Origin of the sequence: Streptomyces sp. ITFR-21 (assembly GCF_031844685.1) — a bacterium.
Lineage (GTDB): Bacteria > Actinomycetota > Actinomycetes > Streptomycetales > Streptomycetaceae > Actinacidiphila.
This window is the reverse complement of record NZ_CP134605.1, coordinates 3017877-3033765: the sequence shown is the minus strand read 5'-3', so window position 1 is coordinate 3033765 and position 15889 is coordinate 3017877. Positions and strand designations below refer to the sequence as shown.

Genomic DNA, 15889 nt, shown 5'->3' with positions numbered 1-15889 from the left:
GCTTCACGTTGGTCACCTATGTTGCCACGCTCGACGTCCCGCGCTACGTCGTGGACCACCTGTCCCGGCTACTGGCCGCCCACCGTCGCCGCATCGGCACCCCGCGCGGCAGCCGGGCGCTCGGTCCGTTCCGTCAGGCCGTGCCCGTCCTGCGCTGGTTCCGCCAGCAAGCCTGCGTGCACTGCCCGGCACAGGACGCCGGAGTCTCCCAGGCCACCGGCTACCGCCACCTCCACGAGGGCATCGGCGTCCTCGCCGACCAAGCCCCCGCCCTGCACCAGGTCCTCAACCGCTGCCGACGCGAAGGCATGACGCACGTGATCCTCGACGGCACCCTCATCGAGTCCGACCGCCTCGCGGGCGTCCGCGACAACGGCAACGACTTGTGGTTCAGCCGGAAACACAAAGCGTTCGGCGGCAACGTGCAGTTCCTGTCCGCCCCGGACGGAACCCCCTTATGGGTCTCCGACGTCGAACCCGGCTCCACCCCCGACATCACCGCCGCCCGCATCCACGCACTGCCCGCCCTCTACAAGGCCGCCGCCCACGGGCTGCCGACCCCGGCAGACAAGGGCCACACCGGCGCCGGCATCGGCATCCACGTGCCGGTCCGCCGACCGAAAAGCCAGTCCGAGCAGGCCCTCCACGCCGACACCCGAACCACGAACACCCTCATCAGAGACCTCCGCGCACTCGGCGAACGCGCCGCCGCCGAACTCAAAAAACACTGGCGCGCTCTCAAACACGTCACCCTCAGCCCACGCCGGATCGGCGACATCACCCGCGCCGCACTCGTCCTCAACGAAATCTGGAAATGATCTTCGCTGAGAAAACTTCACTGTCCGGGCAACAGCTTCTTTCGGCTGATTCACACCAGTATGAGACTGTTTTGCATGGCGTGGGGCTGGCAGGGGTGAGGCAGTGCCCATGAGCCGGCTCCCACTGAAGGGCGGCTACCGACCTGGCCCGGATGCCCCGGCGGTGGAAGCAGGCGAGGACCGCCGTGAATGGGTTGTCCCGGTCGATTGGGAGAAGGCTGTCCCACGCGATCAGGCTCTGTGGCGGGCGGGATTCTTCGCCAACCAGAACTCCGCGTGCAAGCTTCGAGCCCACTTCACCATCGATGAAGTCTCCCGCCACTTCAACATCGCCTGAGAACGTCGAGGGGCCCCGCAGTAAACTGCGGGGCCCCTCGACGTCGTGCCCGGTGAGGCACTGGCGGAGGATACGAGATTCGAACTCGTGAGGGGTTGCCCCCAACACGCTTTCCAAGCGTGCGCCCTAGGCCTCTAGGCGAATCCTCCGTGGGGAAGAGTACAGGGCGGGAGGGGGTGGGGGCGAACTCGATGAGGGGGAGGGGATCGGGTAGGGTTGGGGGAAGCCCCTCACGTGGCGCTATCTCGCTGAACTCCCCCAGGGCCGGAAGGCAGCAAGGGTAGGTGGGCTCTGGCGGGTGCGTGGGGGGCCTTCGCGTGGTCGGGGGCGGATCGGGCGGGTGGACGGACGAGGCCGGCGGATCGGGCGGGTGGGGGAGCGGGACGCGGGGTCGGATGTCGGTGGGCCCGGATAGGGTCGTAGACGTGTCCCTCGCTCTGTACCGCCGCTACCGACCCGAGACCTTCGCCGAGGTCATCGGGCAGGAGCACGTCACCGATCCGCTGCAGCAGGCGCTGCGGAACAACCGGGTCAATCACGCGTACCTGTTCAGCGGGCCGCGCGGGTGCGGGAAGACGACGAGCGCGCGGATCCTGGCGCGCTGCCTGAACTGCGAGCAGGGGCCGACGCCGACGCCGTGCGGGGAGTGCCAGTCGTGCCGGGACCTGGCCAGGAACGGGCCCGGGTCGATCGACGTGATCGAGATCGACGCGGCGTCGCACGGCGGTGTGGACGACGCCCGTGATTTGCGGGAGAAGGCGTTCTTCGGGCCGGCCGGCAGCCGGTACAAGATCTACATCATCGACGAGGCGCACATGGTCACCTCGGCGGGGTTCAACGCCCTGCTGAAGGTGGTCGAGGAGCCGCCGGAGCATCTGAAGTTCATCTTCGCGACCACCGAGCCCGAGAAGGTCATCGGCACCATCCGATCGCGTACGCACCACTACCCCTTCCGGCTGGTCCCGCCCGGGACGCTGCGCGACCACCTGACGGCGGTGTGCGAGCGCGAGGCGATCCGGGTCGAGGACGAGGTGTATCCGCTGGTGGTACGGGCCGGCGCCGGTTCGGTACGTGACTCGATGTCGGTCATGGACCAGTTGCTGGCGGGCGCGGGGGCGGACGGTGTGACGTACGCCATGGCCACCGCGCTGCTCGGCTACACGGACGCGACGCTGCTGGACGAGGTGGTGGAGGGGTTCGCGGCCGGGGACGGGGCGGCGGTCTTCGAGATCGTGGACCGGGTGATCGAGGGCGGTCACGACCCGCGCCGGTTCGTGGCCGACCTGCTGGAACGGCTACGGGACCTGGTGATCATCGCGGCTGTCCCGGACGCGGTGGAGAAGGGGCTGATCGACGCCCCGCGCGAGGTGGTGGAGCGGATGGCGGTCCAGGCCGCGGTCTTCGGGGCCGCGGAGCTGAGCCGGGCGGCCGACCTGGTCAACACCGGGCTGACGGAGATGCGCGGTGCCACCTCGCCCCGCCTCCAGCTCGAACTGATCTGCGCCCGTGTGCTGTTGCCGGCCGCGTACGACGACGAGCGGTCGACGCAGGCGCGGCTGGAACGGCTGGAGCGGGGGATCGCCTCGGGCGCGATCGGCCTGGGGACGGCACCTGCGGCACCCGCGGCGCCGAACGTCGGCGGTGAGGCGGGGGTTCCCGCGGGACCCGGTGGGGCTGCGGCGGCGCGTGCGGCCCTCGGGCGTACGGCCTCGGACGCCGGACAGCCGCAGCCGCCGGCGCAGTACCCGGGCCGGGCCGCCGGCCAGCCGCCGGGCCACGCTCCGGACCAGGGCCCGGCCCCGGCGGTCCACGCGTCGGCCCAGGTCAACGCACAGCCTCAGGCTCAGGCCCCGGCGTACCCCCAGGTCCAGGCCCCGGCCCCGGCTTCCGCCCCTCAGCAGCAGAGCCCCGACCAGCCCCCTCCGCCGGCACAGCACGCCGTCCCGCCCGCCGAGGAGCCGCCGACCGCGCCGCGCCCGGGGGCCTGGCCGGTACTCCAAGGCGGCGGACCCGGCGGTGCCGCGGGCCCTGGCGGACCCGCTGGTCCGGGAGGCCCCGGCGGCGGTACGAATCCGGCCCCCCCGGCCGCCGCACCCCGCCCCGGTGCCTGGCCGACCACCGCGAGCGCCGGCGGCCCCGCGACCCCGCCGCCCGCGGCTGAACGCGCGCCGGCGCCATCGCAGCAGGCCGCTCCAGCCGCCCGCACCGCCCCCGCCGCACCGCTCCCGGCGCCGGCTGCTCCCCCCGCCGCACAGCAGCAGCAGCCGCCGCAGCAGTCCCAGCAGCCGCCGCGGGCCGTCGGCGACCCCACCCGGGTACGGCAGATGTGGCCGACCATCCTGGAGGCGGTGAAGAACCGGCGCCGCCTGACGTGGATGCTGTTGTTCAACAACGCGCAGGTCGCCGGGTTCGACGGCGAGACACTGCAGATCGGGTTCGACAACCCGGGCGCCCGTAACAGCTTCGCCAACAACGGCAGCGAGGACGTACTCCGGCAGGCGATCAGCGATGCGCTGGGCGTGGAGTGGCGGATCGAGGCGATCGTCGATCCGTCCGGTGGCGGCGGGGGCGGGGGCGGGGGCGCGGGCGGAGGCGGTACGGGCGGTTACGGGGGTCCCGCCGGCGGTACGGGCGGGTTCGGCGGCGGGGCGACCGGGCCGGGCGGAGGTTCGGGCGGTGGCTTCGGTGGCGGCCCTGGACCGGGCGCGGGCCCCGGCTCGCGCCCCCCCGCCCCGTCGCAAACGCAGTCCCCGTCCCAGCCGCACCCGTCCGCCGGTCCCGCCCCGTACGGCGGCGCCCCCGCCCCGACCGGGTACGACCAGGGGCCGGGCGGCGGCGGTCCCACCGGCTCCGCCGCCCTCACCGCCGAACGCCCCGCCGCGTCCCGCTTCGGCGCCGCCGACCACGCGGGCCCGCCGCCGCCCGACGACCACCCGGACTACGCCGCGATCGAGGACGACATCCCGGAGGACGACGACCCCGACCTGGTCGACTCCGCGCTCAGCGGACACGACCTGTTCATCAGGGAACTGGGCGCCACCGTGATCGAGGAGATCAGCCACGGCTGACCCGGCGCCGTATCGTGTTGACCTGCGGATTCTCCGGATCGGTCGGTGTGTGTGCCGGGGGGCGTGCCGGCGTACCGCTCCGGGTGGACACGGCGCCGCGCCGATCCTCCGTCAGGCGTAGGGCGCTGCGCCGGACGAACACGTAGGCTCGCCCTGTCACGTAGTCACACAAGAAGCGGCACCGTTGCCACGGCCGAAGGGCCGGGCCGCCCGGGTCGGCACATCGGACCGGGCGCGGGCGCCGGACCGGATGTCCGGGACACCGGACCCCGGCCGCGGCCGTCCGGCAAGCCGCGCCCGTACAGCCGAGCCGTAACCGTACAGCCGAGCCGTAACCGTACGACCAGTCCACAGCCGTACAACGAGCCGAGCCGCACAGCCGGTCGCACGTCAGGAGCGAAACCGTGATCCCTGGTGGTCAGCCGAACATGCAGGCGCTGCTCCAGCAGGCCCAGAAGATGCAGCAGGATCTCGCCGCGGCCCAGCAGGAGCTGGCCGAGGCCGAGGTGGAGGGCTCCGCGGGCGGGGGCCTGGTCAAAGCGACGGTGACCGGTGCCGGTGAGCTGCGCGCGCTGGTGATCGACCCCAAGGCGGTCGACCCGGAGGACGCGGAGACGCTCGCCGACCTGGTGGTGGCCGCGGTCCACAACGCGAACGAGGCCGCGCAGCAGTTGCAGCAGACCAAGCTCGGCCCGCTCACCGAGGGGCTCTCCGGCATGCCCGGTCTGCCGTTCTGACCCCGGGCCCCGCCCCGTCCCACCTGATCAGCCGCCTTGCCCGGCGGACGGTCCGGCGGGCCGGCCGGTGAACCACCGGCGAGTCGTCCCGTCCGACGAATGACCTGACAAGACACCTGACAAGACACCTGCCGAGGCATTTGCCGAGGCATCCGACGAACCGGACCGCCCGTGAGTCGCTTCACGGGCCGTCTCACGGATCTCACCGATCCCCCGGACCACCTTGTGGACCGGGGACGCCGGAGACCCGGAGAATCCAGGGAAGACCCGAGAAGCAGGGAAGGAAGGCGCGTCGCGTGTACGAGGGCGTGGTTCAGGACCTGATCGACGAACTGGGCAGACTGCCCGGCGTGGGTCCCAAGAGCGCGCAGCGGATCGCCTTCCACATCCTGCAGGCCGACCCCGCTGACGTACGCCGCCTCGCGCACGTGCTCTCCGAGGTCAAGGCGAAGGTGCGGTTCTGCGCGGTGTGCGGGAACGTCGCCGAGGACGACCTGTGCCGGGTGTGCCGCGATCCGCGCCGCGATCCCGCGGTGATCTGCGTGGTCGAGGAGCCCAAGGACGTGGTGGCGGTGGAGCGTACCCGCGAGTTCCGGGGGAAGTACCACGTGCTGGGCGGCGCGATCAGTCCGATCGAGGGCGTCGGTCCGGACGACCTGCGGATAAGAGAGCTGCTCGCCCGCCTCGCGGACGGCACCGTCACCGAGCTGATCCTGGCGACGGACCCGAACCTGGAGGGCGAGGCGACGGCCACCTATCTGGCCCGGATGGTGAAGCCCATGGGGCTGCGGGTGACCCGGCTGGCCAGCGGGCTGCCGGTGGGCGGCGACTTGGAGTACGCGGACGAGGTCACGCTGGGGCGGGCCTTCGAAGGAAGGCGGTTGCTGGATGTCTGACACCGTGGTGAACAGGGACGCGGATCAGGATCTGAACCAGAACGCGGGCGGGAACGTACAGCAGGACGTGACGGACGGCGCGGCGAAGAGCCCGGCGAGGCGTGCGGGCGCGAGGACGGGTTCGAGGACGGGTGGGGGCGCGGCGAAGCGGGTGACGAAGGGCGGCGCGAAGGGCCAGCCGAGGGGCGCGGCCGGGGACGCGGCGAAGACGGCGGCCGGGGCCGGCGGCGGGTCCGCGGGCGCCGAGGAGCCGGACGAGTTCGCCGTGCAGATCACCGACCAGATCGAGAGCTTCATCCTCTCGGTCCGCGAGGTGGCCAAGGGCGACGACCCGGACAGCGCGGTGCCGTACCTGCTGCTGGAGGTCTCGCAGCTGCTGCTGGCCGGCGGGCGGCTCGGCGCGCACGAGGACATCGTGCCGGACGAGCGCTACGAGCCGGACGTCGGCCCGGAGCCGGACGAGGACGACCTGCGGCAGCGGCTCGCGGCGCTGCTGGAGCCGATCGACGTCTACTCCGAGGTGTTCGATCCGTACGTGCCCCGGTCCACGCCGGTGGCCTGCCGGATCTCGGACGACATGGCCGACGTGGTGGCCGACCTCACCCACGGCCTCGCGCACTTCAAGGCCGGGCGGATCTCCGAGGCGCTGTGGTGGTGGCAGTTCTCGTACCTGTCCAACTGGGGGTCCACCGCGAGCGCGTCGCTGCGGGCGCTGCAGTCGCTGGTGGCGCACGTACGGCTGGACAGCCCGCTGGACGAGCTGGACGGGCTGGACACCGGCAGTGACGGGGACGACGAGGAGCGGCTGGCCCGGGAGGCCGGGAAGGTGATGGAGGCGGAGCTGGGGACGATCGGGCGGCGCCGCGACGAGTAGCGGCGGGTACGCCGGGGGCCTTCTCCCGGAAGTCGCGTGATCACTTATTGAACGCTCTGTCTCGTCATGTGATACGCCCGGGGCATACCCGGCCTGCTCGTTAAACTGGGCCGACCGCATTCAACCCTGAGCGAGGAGCGCACGTGGGCCTTGTCGTGCAGAAGTACGGCGGCTCCTCTGTCGCCGATGCCGAAGGCATCAAGCGGGTCGCCCGCCGGATCGTGGACACCAAGAAGGCGGGCCACCGGGTCGTCGTCGTGGTGTCGGCGATGGGTGACACGACGGACGAGCTGATCGATCTCGCGGAGCAGGTCTCGCCGATCCCGGCCGGCCGCGAGTTCGACATGCTGCTGACCGCCGGAGAGCGGATCTCCATGGCGCTGCTGGCGATGGCGATCAAGAGCCTCGGCCACGAGGCGCAGTCCTTCACCGGCAGCCAGGCCGGCGTGATCACCGACTCGGTGCACAACAAGGCGCGGATCATCGACGTGACCCCGGGCCGTATCCGTACCGCGCTCGACGAGGGCAACATCGCGATCGTGGCCGGGTTCCAGGGCGTGTCCCAGGACAAGAAGGACATCACCACGCTGGGGCGGGGCGGTTCCGACACCACGGCGGTGGCGCTGGCCGCGGCGCTGGACGCCGAGGTGTGCGAGATCTACACGGACGTCGACGGGGTGTTCACCGCCGACCCGCGGGTGGTGAAGAAGGCCCGCAAGATGGAGTGGATCGCCTTCGAGGACATGCTGGAGCTGGCGAGTTCGGGCTCGAAGGTGCTGCTGCACCGCTGTGTCGAGTACGCGCGTCGCTACAACATCCCGATCCACGTCCGGTCCTCGTTCTCCGGGCTGCCGGGCACCTGGGTCAGCAGCGAGCCGCCGGCGGGCTACCGGCCTCCGCAAGCGTCATGGCAAGCAGGTCAACCAGGGTATTCAGGGCAAGGGGACAAGGCGATGGAGCAGGCGATCATCTCGGGCGTCTCGCACGACACGTCCGAGGCGAAGATCACGGTCGTCGGGGTGCCGGACAAGCCGGGCGAGGCGGCGACGATCTTCCGGGCCATCGCGGACGCCGAGATCAACATCGACATGGTGGTGCAGAACGTGTCGGCCGCCGCCACCGGACTGACCGACATCTCCTTCACGCTGCCGAAGTCCGAGGGGCACAAGGCGATGGAGGCGCTGACCAAGGCGCAGGCGGTGATCGCCTTCGACTCACTGCGCTACGACGACCAGATCGGGAAGATCTCACTGGTCGGCGCCGGGATGAAGACCAACCCCGGGGTCACCGCGACCTTCTTCGAGGCGCTTTCCAACGCCGGGGTGAACATCGAGCTCATCTCGACCTCCGAGATCCGGATCTCGGTGGTGACCCGGGCGGACGACGTGAAGCCGGCCGTGCAGGCGGTGCACTCGGCCTTCGGACTGGACAGCGACAGCGACGAGGCGGTCGTATACGGCGGCACCGGCCGCTGACCGTCCGCCGGGGCTCCGGCGACCGCCTTACCGGTACGAAAACCCCGCGGGGCGCGACGGTGAAATCGTTGCGTCCCGCACGCGTTTGTGACGAAACCGCTGGTCTGGACCACTTGAACCTTCCCGCCCGCCCGTTGGACAATTCACTTTCCCTCGGCTGCAACCGACCGCCGCGGGCGAGCGTCTTTGTGTCAGCGCACAGCGCCATGGCGCTGTACACCGAGCGTGATCCGGGGAAAACGTCGGTGCGATAAGGGCATTGAGGAAGAGTTGGTGCGCATGGGGATAACCGGCGCTCTACGGGGCGACCTGTCTTGCGCGTACAACCCTGAGGGGGGGATGCGTGTCCAACTGGCGTGGCGGAGGCATTGGGTATCGAGACGGTATTCGGACGGCGGGGGGGCGTGCTCGCGCCGCCGCGGGCCGGTGGTCTGCCGGTGATCGCGCCCTGGCCGGTCCGGGTGGCCGGTACCGCCGCCGACGGCGGGGACGCTGACACCGCAATGGCAGTCGGCACCACGGTCGACCACCTCACCGAGACCTACCGTGCGCACTACCGCTCCCTGCTGGGTCTCGCCGCGCTGCTGCTGGACGACACCGCCTCCTGCGAGGACGTCGTCCAGGAGGCGTTCATCCGGGTGCACTCGGCGCGCAGCCGCGTCCGCGACCCCGAGAAGACTCTCGCCTATCTCCGCCAGACCGTGGTGAACCTCTCCCGCTCGGCGTTGCGCCGACGCATCCTGGGCCTCAAACTCCTCTCCAAGCCCATGCCCGACATGGCCAGCGCGGAGGAGGGGGCGTACGAGATCCTGGAGCGCGATCAGCTCAAGGCCGCCATGCGCTCGCTCCAGCGGCGGCAGCGCGAGGTGCTGGTACTGCGCTACTTCGCCGACATGACCGAGGCGCAGGTCGCCGAGACCCTCGGTATCTCCCTGGGCTCGGTGAAGGCGTACGGTTCACGTGGCCTCGCGGCGCTCCGCGTCGCGATGGAGGCACCGGCATGACCATCCCCCCGAACACCCCCGACGACGCACACGGTATGGATCCGCAGACCCCCCGGAACACCCGCGACGCCGACGGCCGCCCCGGCCACGACCCCGGCGGCCACCCTGCCGACCCCCTCGCCGACCTCTTCGGCGAGACCGCCGGCGAGGAGGCACTGCGCACCCTCATGCACGGCGCCGTCGCCGGCCTCCACGGCTCGCCCGATGCCCTGGACCGCCTCCGCCGGGCCATCCCGATCCGCCGCCAGCACCACAGGCAGGCCCTGGTCGGCGCCGCCGCCGCGGTACTGCTGGCCGGTATGGCCGTACCCGCGCTGCTCCGCGCCACCGGCACCGGGCAGAGCGCCGACGCCACAGCCGCGAGTGTCGCCAGCGCCCACACCGGCGCGCCCGGCGAGGACGGACACACCGACGCCTGGGGCGACTCCGGCGCCCTCACCGGCAAGGCCTCACCGGACCCGGACGGCACACCCACCCCGGAGCAGCCCACCACCGGCGGCACCAGTGGGCCCACCAGCCGGCCCGCCGTCCCCTCGGACCCGGCCCCGCCCGTCCCCGAGTGCTCCAGCACCCAGCTCGGCCAGGGCGCCAGCCAGGCCGGGGCCCCCGACTCCGGGGGCCGGGTCTACGGCTGGTTCCGCGTCGCCAACGTCTCCGACACCCCGTGCACGGTGCCGAGCGGCGGGGTGGTCCAGGCGGTCGCCCAGGGTTCCGCCGACCCGTCCAGGATCCAGATCGTGGACCACACCGTCGGTGACGCCGCCGGCGGGCTGCCCGTCGCCCCCGGCGGCGGCCCGGTCGTCCTCAGCCCGGGTGAGAACTACGAGGTCGCCTTCGCCTGGGTGCCCTCAAGCGACGGCCCCGGCGGCTGCCCCGTCGTCTCCACCACCCCGCCCGCCACGCCGACCCCCACCGACACCCCGACCGCTCCTCCCGGCACGGACGCGGGTGCCGCCGACGGGAGTACCACGGGCAGCCCGGGAGGCTCGGCCGGCTCCGGCAACGCCACCTCGCCCCAGCTTGTCGAGGACACCCCTGTCTCCGAGACGCCCGGCAGCGTGGCCCTGAACCACACCCCGGCCGCTGGCGCCCCCGTGGTCGCCGGCCCGGTCATTCAGGACGCCTGCGCGGGCACGGTCTACACGACCACGGCCATTCCTGAACCGGCGGGTTCCCCGGTGCCCTGACCGGGGAGCCGGGTTCAGGGCGCATTCTGCTTCCCCCGCGGGGCCGGTTGCGGGTCTCGTGGCGGGCCCCCGTACGGTGGTGGGCGTGTACCGGTTCCTGTTCACCCGCGGCTGGCTGGCGGTCAGCGTGTTCGCGCTGCTCGCGATCCCCTTCTGCGTGTTCATGGGCAGTTGGCAGCTGAGCCGGTTCGAGGTTCGGGTCGACCAGCACAAGAGTGCTCAGCACGATCAGCGCCGGACCGCCGCCGAGGCACCGGTACCGCTGAACGAGGTGCTGCCCGACACCCGGACCGCCCTCGCCGGCGACGATTCCGGGCGGATCGTCACCGCCACGGGCCGCTACGACACCGGGCACCAGTTCCTCGTCCCCGGCCGCACTCTCGACGACCACAACGGCTTCTACGTCCTCACCCCGCTGCGGGTCGCCGGCGGTGGGGCACTGCCGGTGGTCCGCGGCTGGCTGCCGGGCGACGCGTCCGCCGCTCAGCGTTCCGGTACGGTGCCGGCCGCCCCGGCCGGGCAGGTCACCGTGGTCGGGGCCGCGCAGTACCCCGAGACCACCGACACCGGCGAAGTACGGACCGGGCTGCTGCCCGCCGGGCAACTCGGCATGATCAGCGCGGCCTCTCTTGTCAACGTCCTCCCATATCCCGTGTACGGCGGTTGGATCACCGCCTCGCATCCCGCGTCGCCGCTCCAGGCGGTGCCACCCGCCGCGCCCCCCAACAGCGGCCTGGACCTGAAGGCGTTCCAGAACCTCGGCTACACCGGGCAGTGGTTCGTCTTCGCCGGCTTCGTGGTCTTCATGTGGTTCCGGCTCGTCCGGCGCGAGGCCGAGGCGCGGTCGGACGCCGCGCTCGGCCTCGTCCCGGAGGAAGAGCTTCCGGACGGCGAGGGCCCGGCGGCCGGGGATGTGCCGGAGCGGGAGGGCGAGACCGGAGTCCCGCCGACAGCACCCGGGCCGGCGGGCACTGAACCGGCGAGCGAGGTGGGGGCGGCGGTGGGTAAGGAATCGGAGGGCGCGGTTCCGAAGGCGGTCTCCTCGGCTCCGGCCGGCTGACCGGTTGGTCGGCGGATCTGACAAGTGCTCGGACGGGGCCCCGACCGCGGGGCGGAACCGGTCGGTGAACCTCGCCGCCGGGACTCCGCGCCGGAACCCTGCGCCGGCCCCACCTGGTTTTCCGGCCCCGGCCCCGGCCCCGGCCCCGGCCCTGGTGGAGGCGGCCGACTGGGGACGTCCGCTGTGGACGTCCGGCTGCGGACCCTCGGATTCGGACGTCCGGCCCTCGACTCCCGCCCGCCGGACTCGGCCGAACCGGTCCGGACGCGCCCGCCCGCGTCCGGACCGCACCGCCCGCCTGGCCGGGCTTTCGCTCTGTCCGCTCAGCCGCCCACGTGCCGCAGGGCGAAGGCCAGCTCCAGCCGGACCTGCTTGATCCGCTCCTCCACCACCAGAGAACCGTGTCCCGCGTCGTACCGGTACACCTCGTGCGGCTTGTCCAGCTCCCGCAGCCGCTCGACGTAGTTGTCGATCTGGCGTATCGGGCAGCGCGGGTCGTTCGTGCCCGCACTGATGTAGACGGGCGCGGTCACCTCGTCGATGTAGGTGAGCGGCGACGAGGCCTGGTAGCGCTCCGGCACCTCCTCCGGGGAACCGCCGAAGAAGGTGCGGTCCAAAGCCTTGAGGGCCTCCATCTCGTCGGCGTATGCGGCCGGATAGTCGGCGACCGGGACCGCCGCCACGCCCACCGTCCACGCCTCCGGCTGGGTGCCGAGGCCCAGCAGCGTCAGGTAACCGCCCCAGGAGCCGCCGGTCAGTACCAGCTTCGCCGGGTCGGCGAGGCCGGATGCGACCGCCCATTCGCGGACTGCCGCGATGTCCTCCAGCTCGATCAGACCCACTCGATGCTTGAGCGCGTCCGTCCACTCGCGGCCGTAACCGGTCGAGCCGCGGTAGTTGACCCGGACCACTGCGAAGCCGTGGTCGAGCCAGGCGGCCGGTCCGGCGGCGAACGCGTCGGAGTCGTGCCAGGTCGGGCCGCCGTGGAGTTCGAAGACGGTCGGGTATGGACCTCCCGCTTGTTCCTTCCCGTCCTCGGCCCCGGTGCGGGGTTGGACCGGGCGCTGCACCAGTGCGTGGATGGGGCCGGCGGGCCCGTCCACCCATACGTCCTCCACCGGCGCTGAGTCCGGTGCCCGCAGTCCCGGCGCCTCCAGTACGATGCCGCCGGTCGTGGACCGTACCGCCGGCGGATGCTCCGCCGACGACCACAGATACTCCACCGTGCCGTCCGGTCGGGCCGTCGCTCCGCCGACCGAACCCGGCGGTGTGTCCAGCGGCGTCAGAACGCTCGCCGCCAGGTCGTACCGGAAGATCTCGCTGCGGGCGTGGAAGTCGTGCACGACCAGCAGCGCGGAACCGTCCGGATACCACTCGGCGTGCACGTCGCCCGGTAGATTTATAGCGAGAGCTGTCTCCTCGCCGCTTGCCACGTCCCAGATCATCGGCAGCCAGCGGTCGGTCCTCTGGTGGCCGACGAGCAGCCGGGTGTCCCCCGGCACAGGGGCGAACCCGAGGCAGTCCAGACCCAGTTCGCGGGTGCCGCCCGCGGTGTCGTCCAGTTCGGCGACCGTCGAGCCGTCCGCGACCCGGACGACCCGCAGGGCACTGTGCATCGCGTCGCCGTGTTCGGTGTGCTCGATGACGACCAGCGTGCCGTCCTCCGAGAGGTCCCCGACACCCGCGGACTCCGCGTGCCGGTAGATCTCGTACGGTGCCGCCGTGTCCGGGCGCACCACATGCACGGAGGTGCCCTCGTCGTCCGTGGAACGGCCGATCACCGCGACCCCGTCGGCGCCGAGCGCCAGCCCGGCCGGGTAGGAAGGTGTGAGTTCCGGCGCGGCCGGTATGTCCTCGCCACCCCGGAACGGCTGCTTCATCCACACCCCGAACTCGTCCCCGTCGGAGTCGGAGAACCACCACACCCACTCGCCGTCCCGGCTGAGGGCGCCTTCCGTCGTCCCGTTCGGCCGGTCGGTCACCTGCCGTCGGCCGCCGGTTCTGCGATCCCACGCGTACAGCTCATACGTACCCGTGACGTTCGATACGAACAGGCTGCGCTCCGGGGCGTCTTCCGCCCACTCCGGCAGGCCGACGCGCGGCGCGCGGAACCGCTTCTCCCAATCGGGCATGGACCCGCTCGCGGGCCCGGTGATCTCGTTCATGCCCCCATCATGCTCTGCCGCACGCACATTCGGTGAGATGGCCTTCGTGGCCTGTGGATAACTTCCGGCCGCGGCCGATCCGCCGGCCCGTCCGATGTGTTTCGATGTGTCCGTTTCGACAGTTCCACGGCTGCGCCGCGGCCACCGCGGCGCAGCCGCCCGGGGCCGGTCCAGCTTTCGCCGGCCGTTTTTCGCTATGCGTTTTTCTCTATATCCCGCTACGAGCTTCGGTGCGCGCCCGCCTCGGACTGTTCCGCCGTGCCGCGCACCACCACGACCGGGCACGGCGCGTGAAGTGTGACCGTATGACTGACCGAGCCGAGCAGCGTCGCGCGGAAAGTGCCGTGGCCGCGCACGCCGACCACGATCAGCTCGGCGCCCACGGCCCGGTCGAGAATGGCCTGGGCGGCGTTGCCCATCACCACGGTCTGACTGACGGGCACGGCCTGTTCGCCCGGCAGCGCGGTCGTGACCGCTTGCGCCAGTGCCCGCCGCGCCGGGCCTTCCAAGTCAAGATCGTCCGGCAGCTCCGGCAGCTCCGGCAGCTCCGGCAGCTCCGGTAGCCCGGCCCAGCCCGCCGCGCCGGGCAGTTCATATGCCAGGACCGCTTCGAGGGCCGACCCGGTGAGGGCGGTCTGGCGGGCGGCCCAGCGCAGCGCCTGCAACGACGGCTGCGAGCCGTCGACACCGACCACGATCCTGCCCGGGGCGGTCGCGGATTCGCTCGTCGGCGCGGTCGCCACCGCGCCCAACGGTTCGACCACGGACCGGCCCGCCGGTTCCCCCACCGGCAGCTCCACGGATTCGTCCTCGGGATCGGCAATCGGCTCGACCATCGCGGTCTCCTCACTGACACCTATACACACGCGTACATACGCGGCTGCGTACGCGGATCTGCTGCCCCCGGGACCGCATCGCAAACACCATCCGTAATTCACATAAGCCCTATTATTCCGGAGGGGAAATTCCGCAGAATTCATTGTTTACCGTTGTGGTCGTGGGGGATCATTTCCACGAGCCCCTCGGGCGGGTGCGGCCGGCGGATGCGGGTCAGCCGGCGCCGCCCGAGCAACGGTCGAGCTTCGCCGCGTCCACCCGCCACGCGGCCGGCGCTCCGTTGTGAATCCGGGCTACGGGGTCGGTCCGGAGTGCGGACGGCTCGGCGGCGGACGGCAGCCGTTCTCATGTCATGGTCGTTCCGGTGGCGCGCCCGCACCGGCTCCGGGGTGGCTGTGACGTGCGGCTGTCGTGTCTCTCGCCGTGTCGTTGTCCGTGGTGACCGTCGTGTCCGCCGTCGTTGTGGTGCGGCGAGGGCGGTGGCACACGACCAGGCGTGCGCGGTCTGGGGCTGGGGGCCGGATACCGCGGCCGGTCCCGCCCCGTCCGGACACGTCGCACAGGCAAGGCCGGACCTGGCTGGGAAATAGGAACACGGCGCTGAGGGCGCATGGACCGATTCGGAGAGGTCGGTGATTTTTGGCCGAGATATGGATGTGTTCAGTGGGACACGGGTTCACGGGGTGGTTGCGACACATCCGTCCAGCAGTGGTCCCAGCTGCTGGGCGACCGTCGTGAGCGCGCGGATGTCGTGTTCGGCGCGGGAAATGAGGATGGCGCCCTCAAGCGTGCTGATCATGAGGGTGGCCAGAGAAGGGGCTTGGGCGGCCGGCACGCCCATGGAGGTGAGGGCTCGGGCGACGGGGGCGTTCCAGGTGGCGAAGGCGTCGGCGGCCGCTGCCCGGGTGGACCCGGTGGACTCCGCGCAGTCCACCGTCGCGGCGGCGACCGGGCAGCCCGAGGCGAAGCCGGCGGTCTGGAATTCGTCCGTCCACTGCTGAACCATCGCCGCGAAAAGTCTGCTCGGCGTCGGTGGCTCGGACATGGCGGCGAGGAAGCGGGCGACGCGGTTGCCGGCGTAGCGGCCGGCCCAGGCGACGGCCTCGTTGACGAGCTGTTCCTTGCCGCCGGGGAAATAGTGCTGGAGCGAGCCGCGAGGTGCCCGGGCGTGGGCGGCGACCTCGCGCATACCGGTGGCGCTCACGCCGTCGCGGCGGATGAGTTGGGCGGCGCTGAAGACCATCCGCTCGCGGGGGCTGTGGGTCCTGCCCGTGGCGCTGCCTTCCTGGGGCGCGCGCTCCTCGGGCCGCGGATTCACTGTTGCGGGCCGCTCTTCCGGAATCGCCATCGCCGACCGACCACCTCTCCGACTCGCTGACACTCCGAAGGGCGCGGGACCTCTCCGGAGAAACGGGGCCTCACCGAAGGAAC

At 71.8% G+C, this 15889-nt stretch carries 13 protein-coding genes, 1 tRNA gene and 1 other RNA gene; 11 read left to right on the top strand and 4 right to left on the bottom strand.

From position 1 onward, the window contains the following. Positions 1-8: 8 nt before the first annotated feature. Together RLT57_RS13195 and RLT57_RS13190 are read left to right on the top strand one after the other, a co-directional pair. Positions 9-818, top strand: coding sequence for a transposase family protein (locus RLT57_RS13195; RefSeq protein WP_311297581.1), 810 nt, complete (start codon positions 9-11; stop codon positions 816-818). 109 nt (positions 819-927) lie between these two features. After that, positions 928-1155 (top strand): hypothetical protein, encoded by a 228-nt coding sequence (locus RLT57_RS13190; protein WP_311297580.1) that lies wholly within the window; start codon positions 928-930, stop codon positions 1153-1155. A gap of 61 nt (positions 1156-1216) precedes the next feature. Here the strand turns inward: RLT57_RS13190 and RLT57_RS13185 are convergent. Continuing rightward, positions 1217-1304, bottom strand: a tRNA-Ser gene (locus tag RLT57_RS13185). Positions 1305-1377: 73 nt separating this feature from the next. Here RLT57_RS13185 and ffs point away from each other — a divergent pair. The 9 genes from ffs (at position 1378) to RLT57_RS13140 (ending at position 11456) form a co-directional block, all read left to right on the top strand. Next, positions 1378-1472, top strand: an RNA gene (gene ffs, locus RLT57_RS13180) — signal recognition particle sRNA small type. A 108-nt stretch (positions 1473-1580) separates the two neighbouring features. Next, on the top strand, positions 1581-4223 hold the full coding sequence (locus RLT57_RS13175; protein WP_311297579.1) for a DNA polymerase III subunit gamma and tau: 2643 nt from the start codon (positions 1581-1583) through the stop codon (positions 4221-4223). A 404-nt stretch (positions 4224-4627) separates the two neighbouring features. Then, entirely contained in the window at positions 4628-4960 is a 333-nt protein-coding gene (locus tag RLT57_RS13170; protein WP_311297578.1) for a YbaB/EbfC family nucleoid-associated protein, read from the top strand. 296 nt (positions 4961-5256) lie between these two features. Then, positions 5257-5856, top strand: a complete 600-nt coding sequence (gene recR, locus RLT57_RS13165) for a recombination mediator RecR (protein WP_311297577.1) — start codon at positions 5257-5259, stop codon at positions 5854-5856. A gap of 67 nt (positions 5857-5923) precedes the next feature. After that, positions 5924-6730: a DUF5063 domain-containing protein gene (locus RLT57_RS13160; protein ID WP_399129834.1), complete on the top strand. Its 807-nt coding sequence runs from the start codon at positions 5924-5926 to the stop codon at positions 6728-6730. A gap of 143 nt (positions 6731-6873) precedes the next feature. Further along, on the top strand, positions 6874-8205 hold the full coding sequence (locus RLT57_RS13155) for an aspartate kinase (protein WP_311297576.1): 1332 nt from the start codon (positions 6874-6876) through the stop codon (positions 8203-8205). Positions 8206-8561: 356 nt separating this feature from the next. Beyond that, positions 8562-9209 (top strand): SigE family RNA polymerase sigma factor, encoded by a 648-nt coding sequence (locus RLT57_RS13150; protein WP_399128581.1) that lies wholly within the window; start codon positions 8562-8564, stop codon positions 9207-9209. Next, positions 9206-10396, top strand: a complete 1191-nt coding sequence (locus RLT57_RS13145) for a hypothetical protein (RefSeq protein ID WP_311297575.1) — start codon at positions 9206-9208, stop codon at positions 10394-10396. The genes RLT57_RS13150 and RLT57_RS13145 overlap by 4 nt, the downstream gene beginning before the upstream one ends. Before the next feature lie 85 nt (positions 10397-10481). Then, positions 10482-11456, top strand: coding sequence for an SURF1 family protein (locus tag RLT57_RS13140; protein ID WP_311297574.1), 975 nt, complete (start codon positions 10482-10484; stop codon positions 11454-11456). A 323-nt stretch (positions 11457-11779) separates the two neighbouring features. Here the strand turns inward: RLT57_RS13140 and RLT57_RS13135 are convergent, their stop codons facing one another. From RLT57_RS13135 to RLT57_RS13125, 3 genes are all read right to left on the bottom strand, one after another. Continuing rightward, on the bottom strand, positions 11780-13621 hold the full coding sequence (locus RLT57_RS13135; protein ID WP_311297573.1) for a S9 family peptidase: 1842 nt from the start codon (positions 13619-13621) through the stop codon (positions 11780-11782). Between the two features lie 218 nt (positions 13622-13839). Further along, entirely contained in the window at positions 13840-14364 is a 525-nt protein-coding gene (locus tag RLT57_RS13130) for a universal stress protein (RefSeq protein WP_311300697.1), read from the bottom strand. Between the two features lie 770 nt (positions 14365-15134). Then, complete coding sequence (locus tag RLT57_RS13125; RefSeq protein ID WP_311300696.1) at positions 15135-15701, bottom strand: helix-turn-helix domain-containing protein; 567 nt, start codon at positions 15699-15701, stop codon at positions 15135-15137. Between the last annotated feature and the right edge of the window lie 188 nt (positions 15702-15889).

Excerpts from the sequence above, each read along its gene's own strand:
- RLT57_RS13125 (WP_311300696.1), bottom strand. The coding sequence starts at position 15,701 with ATGGTCTTCAGCGCCGCCCAACTCATCCGCCGCGACGGCGTGAGCGCC.
- RLT57_RS13145 (WP_311297575.1), top strand. The coding sequence starts at position 9,206 with ATGACCATCCCCCCGAACACCCCCGACGACGCACACGGTATGGATCCG.
- RLT57_RS13135 (WP_311297573.1), bottom strand. The coding sequence starts at position 13,621 with ATGAACGAGATCACCGGGCCCGCGAGCGGGTCCATGCCCGATTGGGAG.
- RLT57_RS13190 (WP_311297580.1), top strand. The coding sequence starts at position 928 with ATGAGCCGGCTCCCACTGAAGGGCGGCTACCGACCTGGCCCGGATGCC.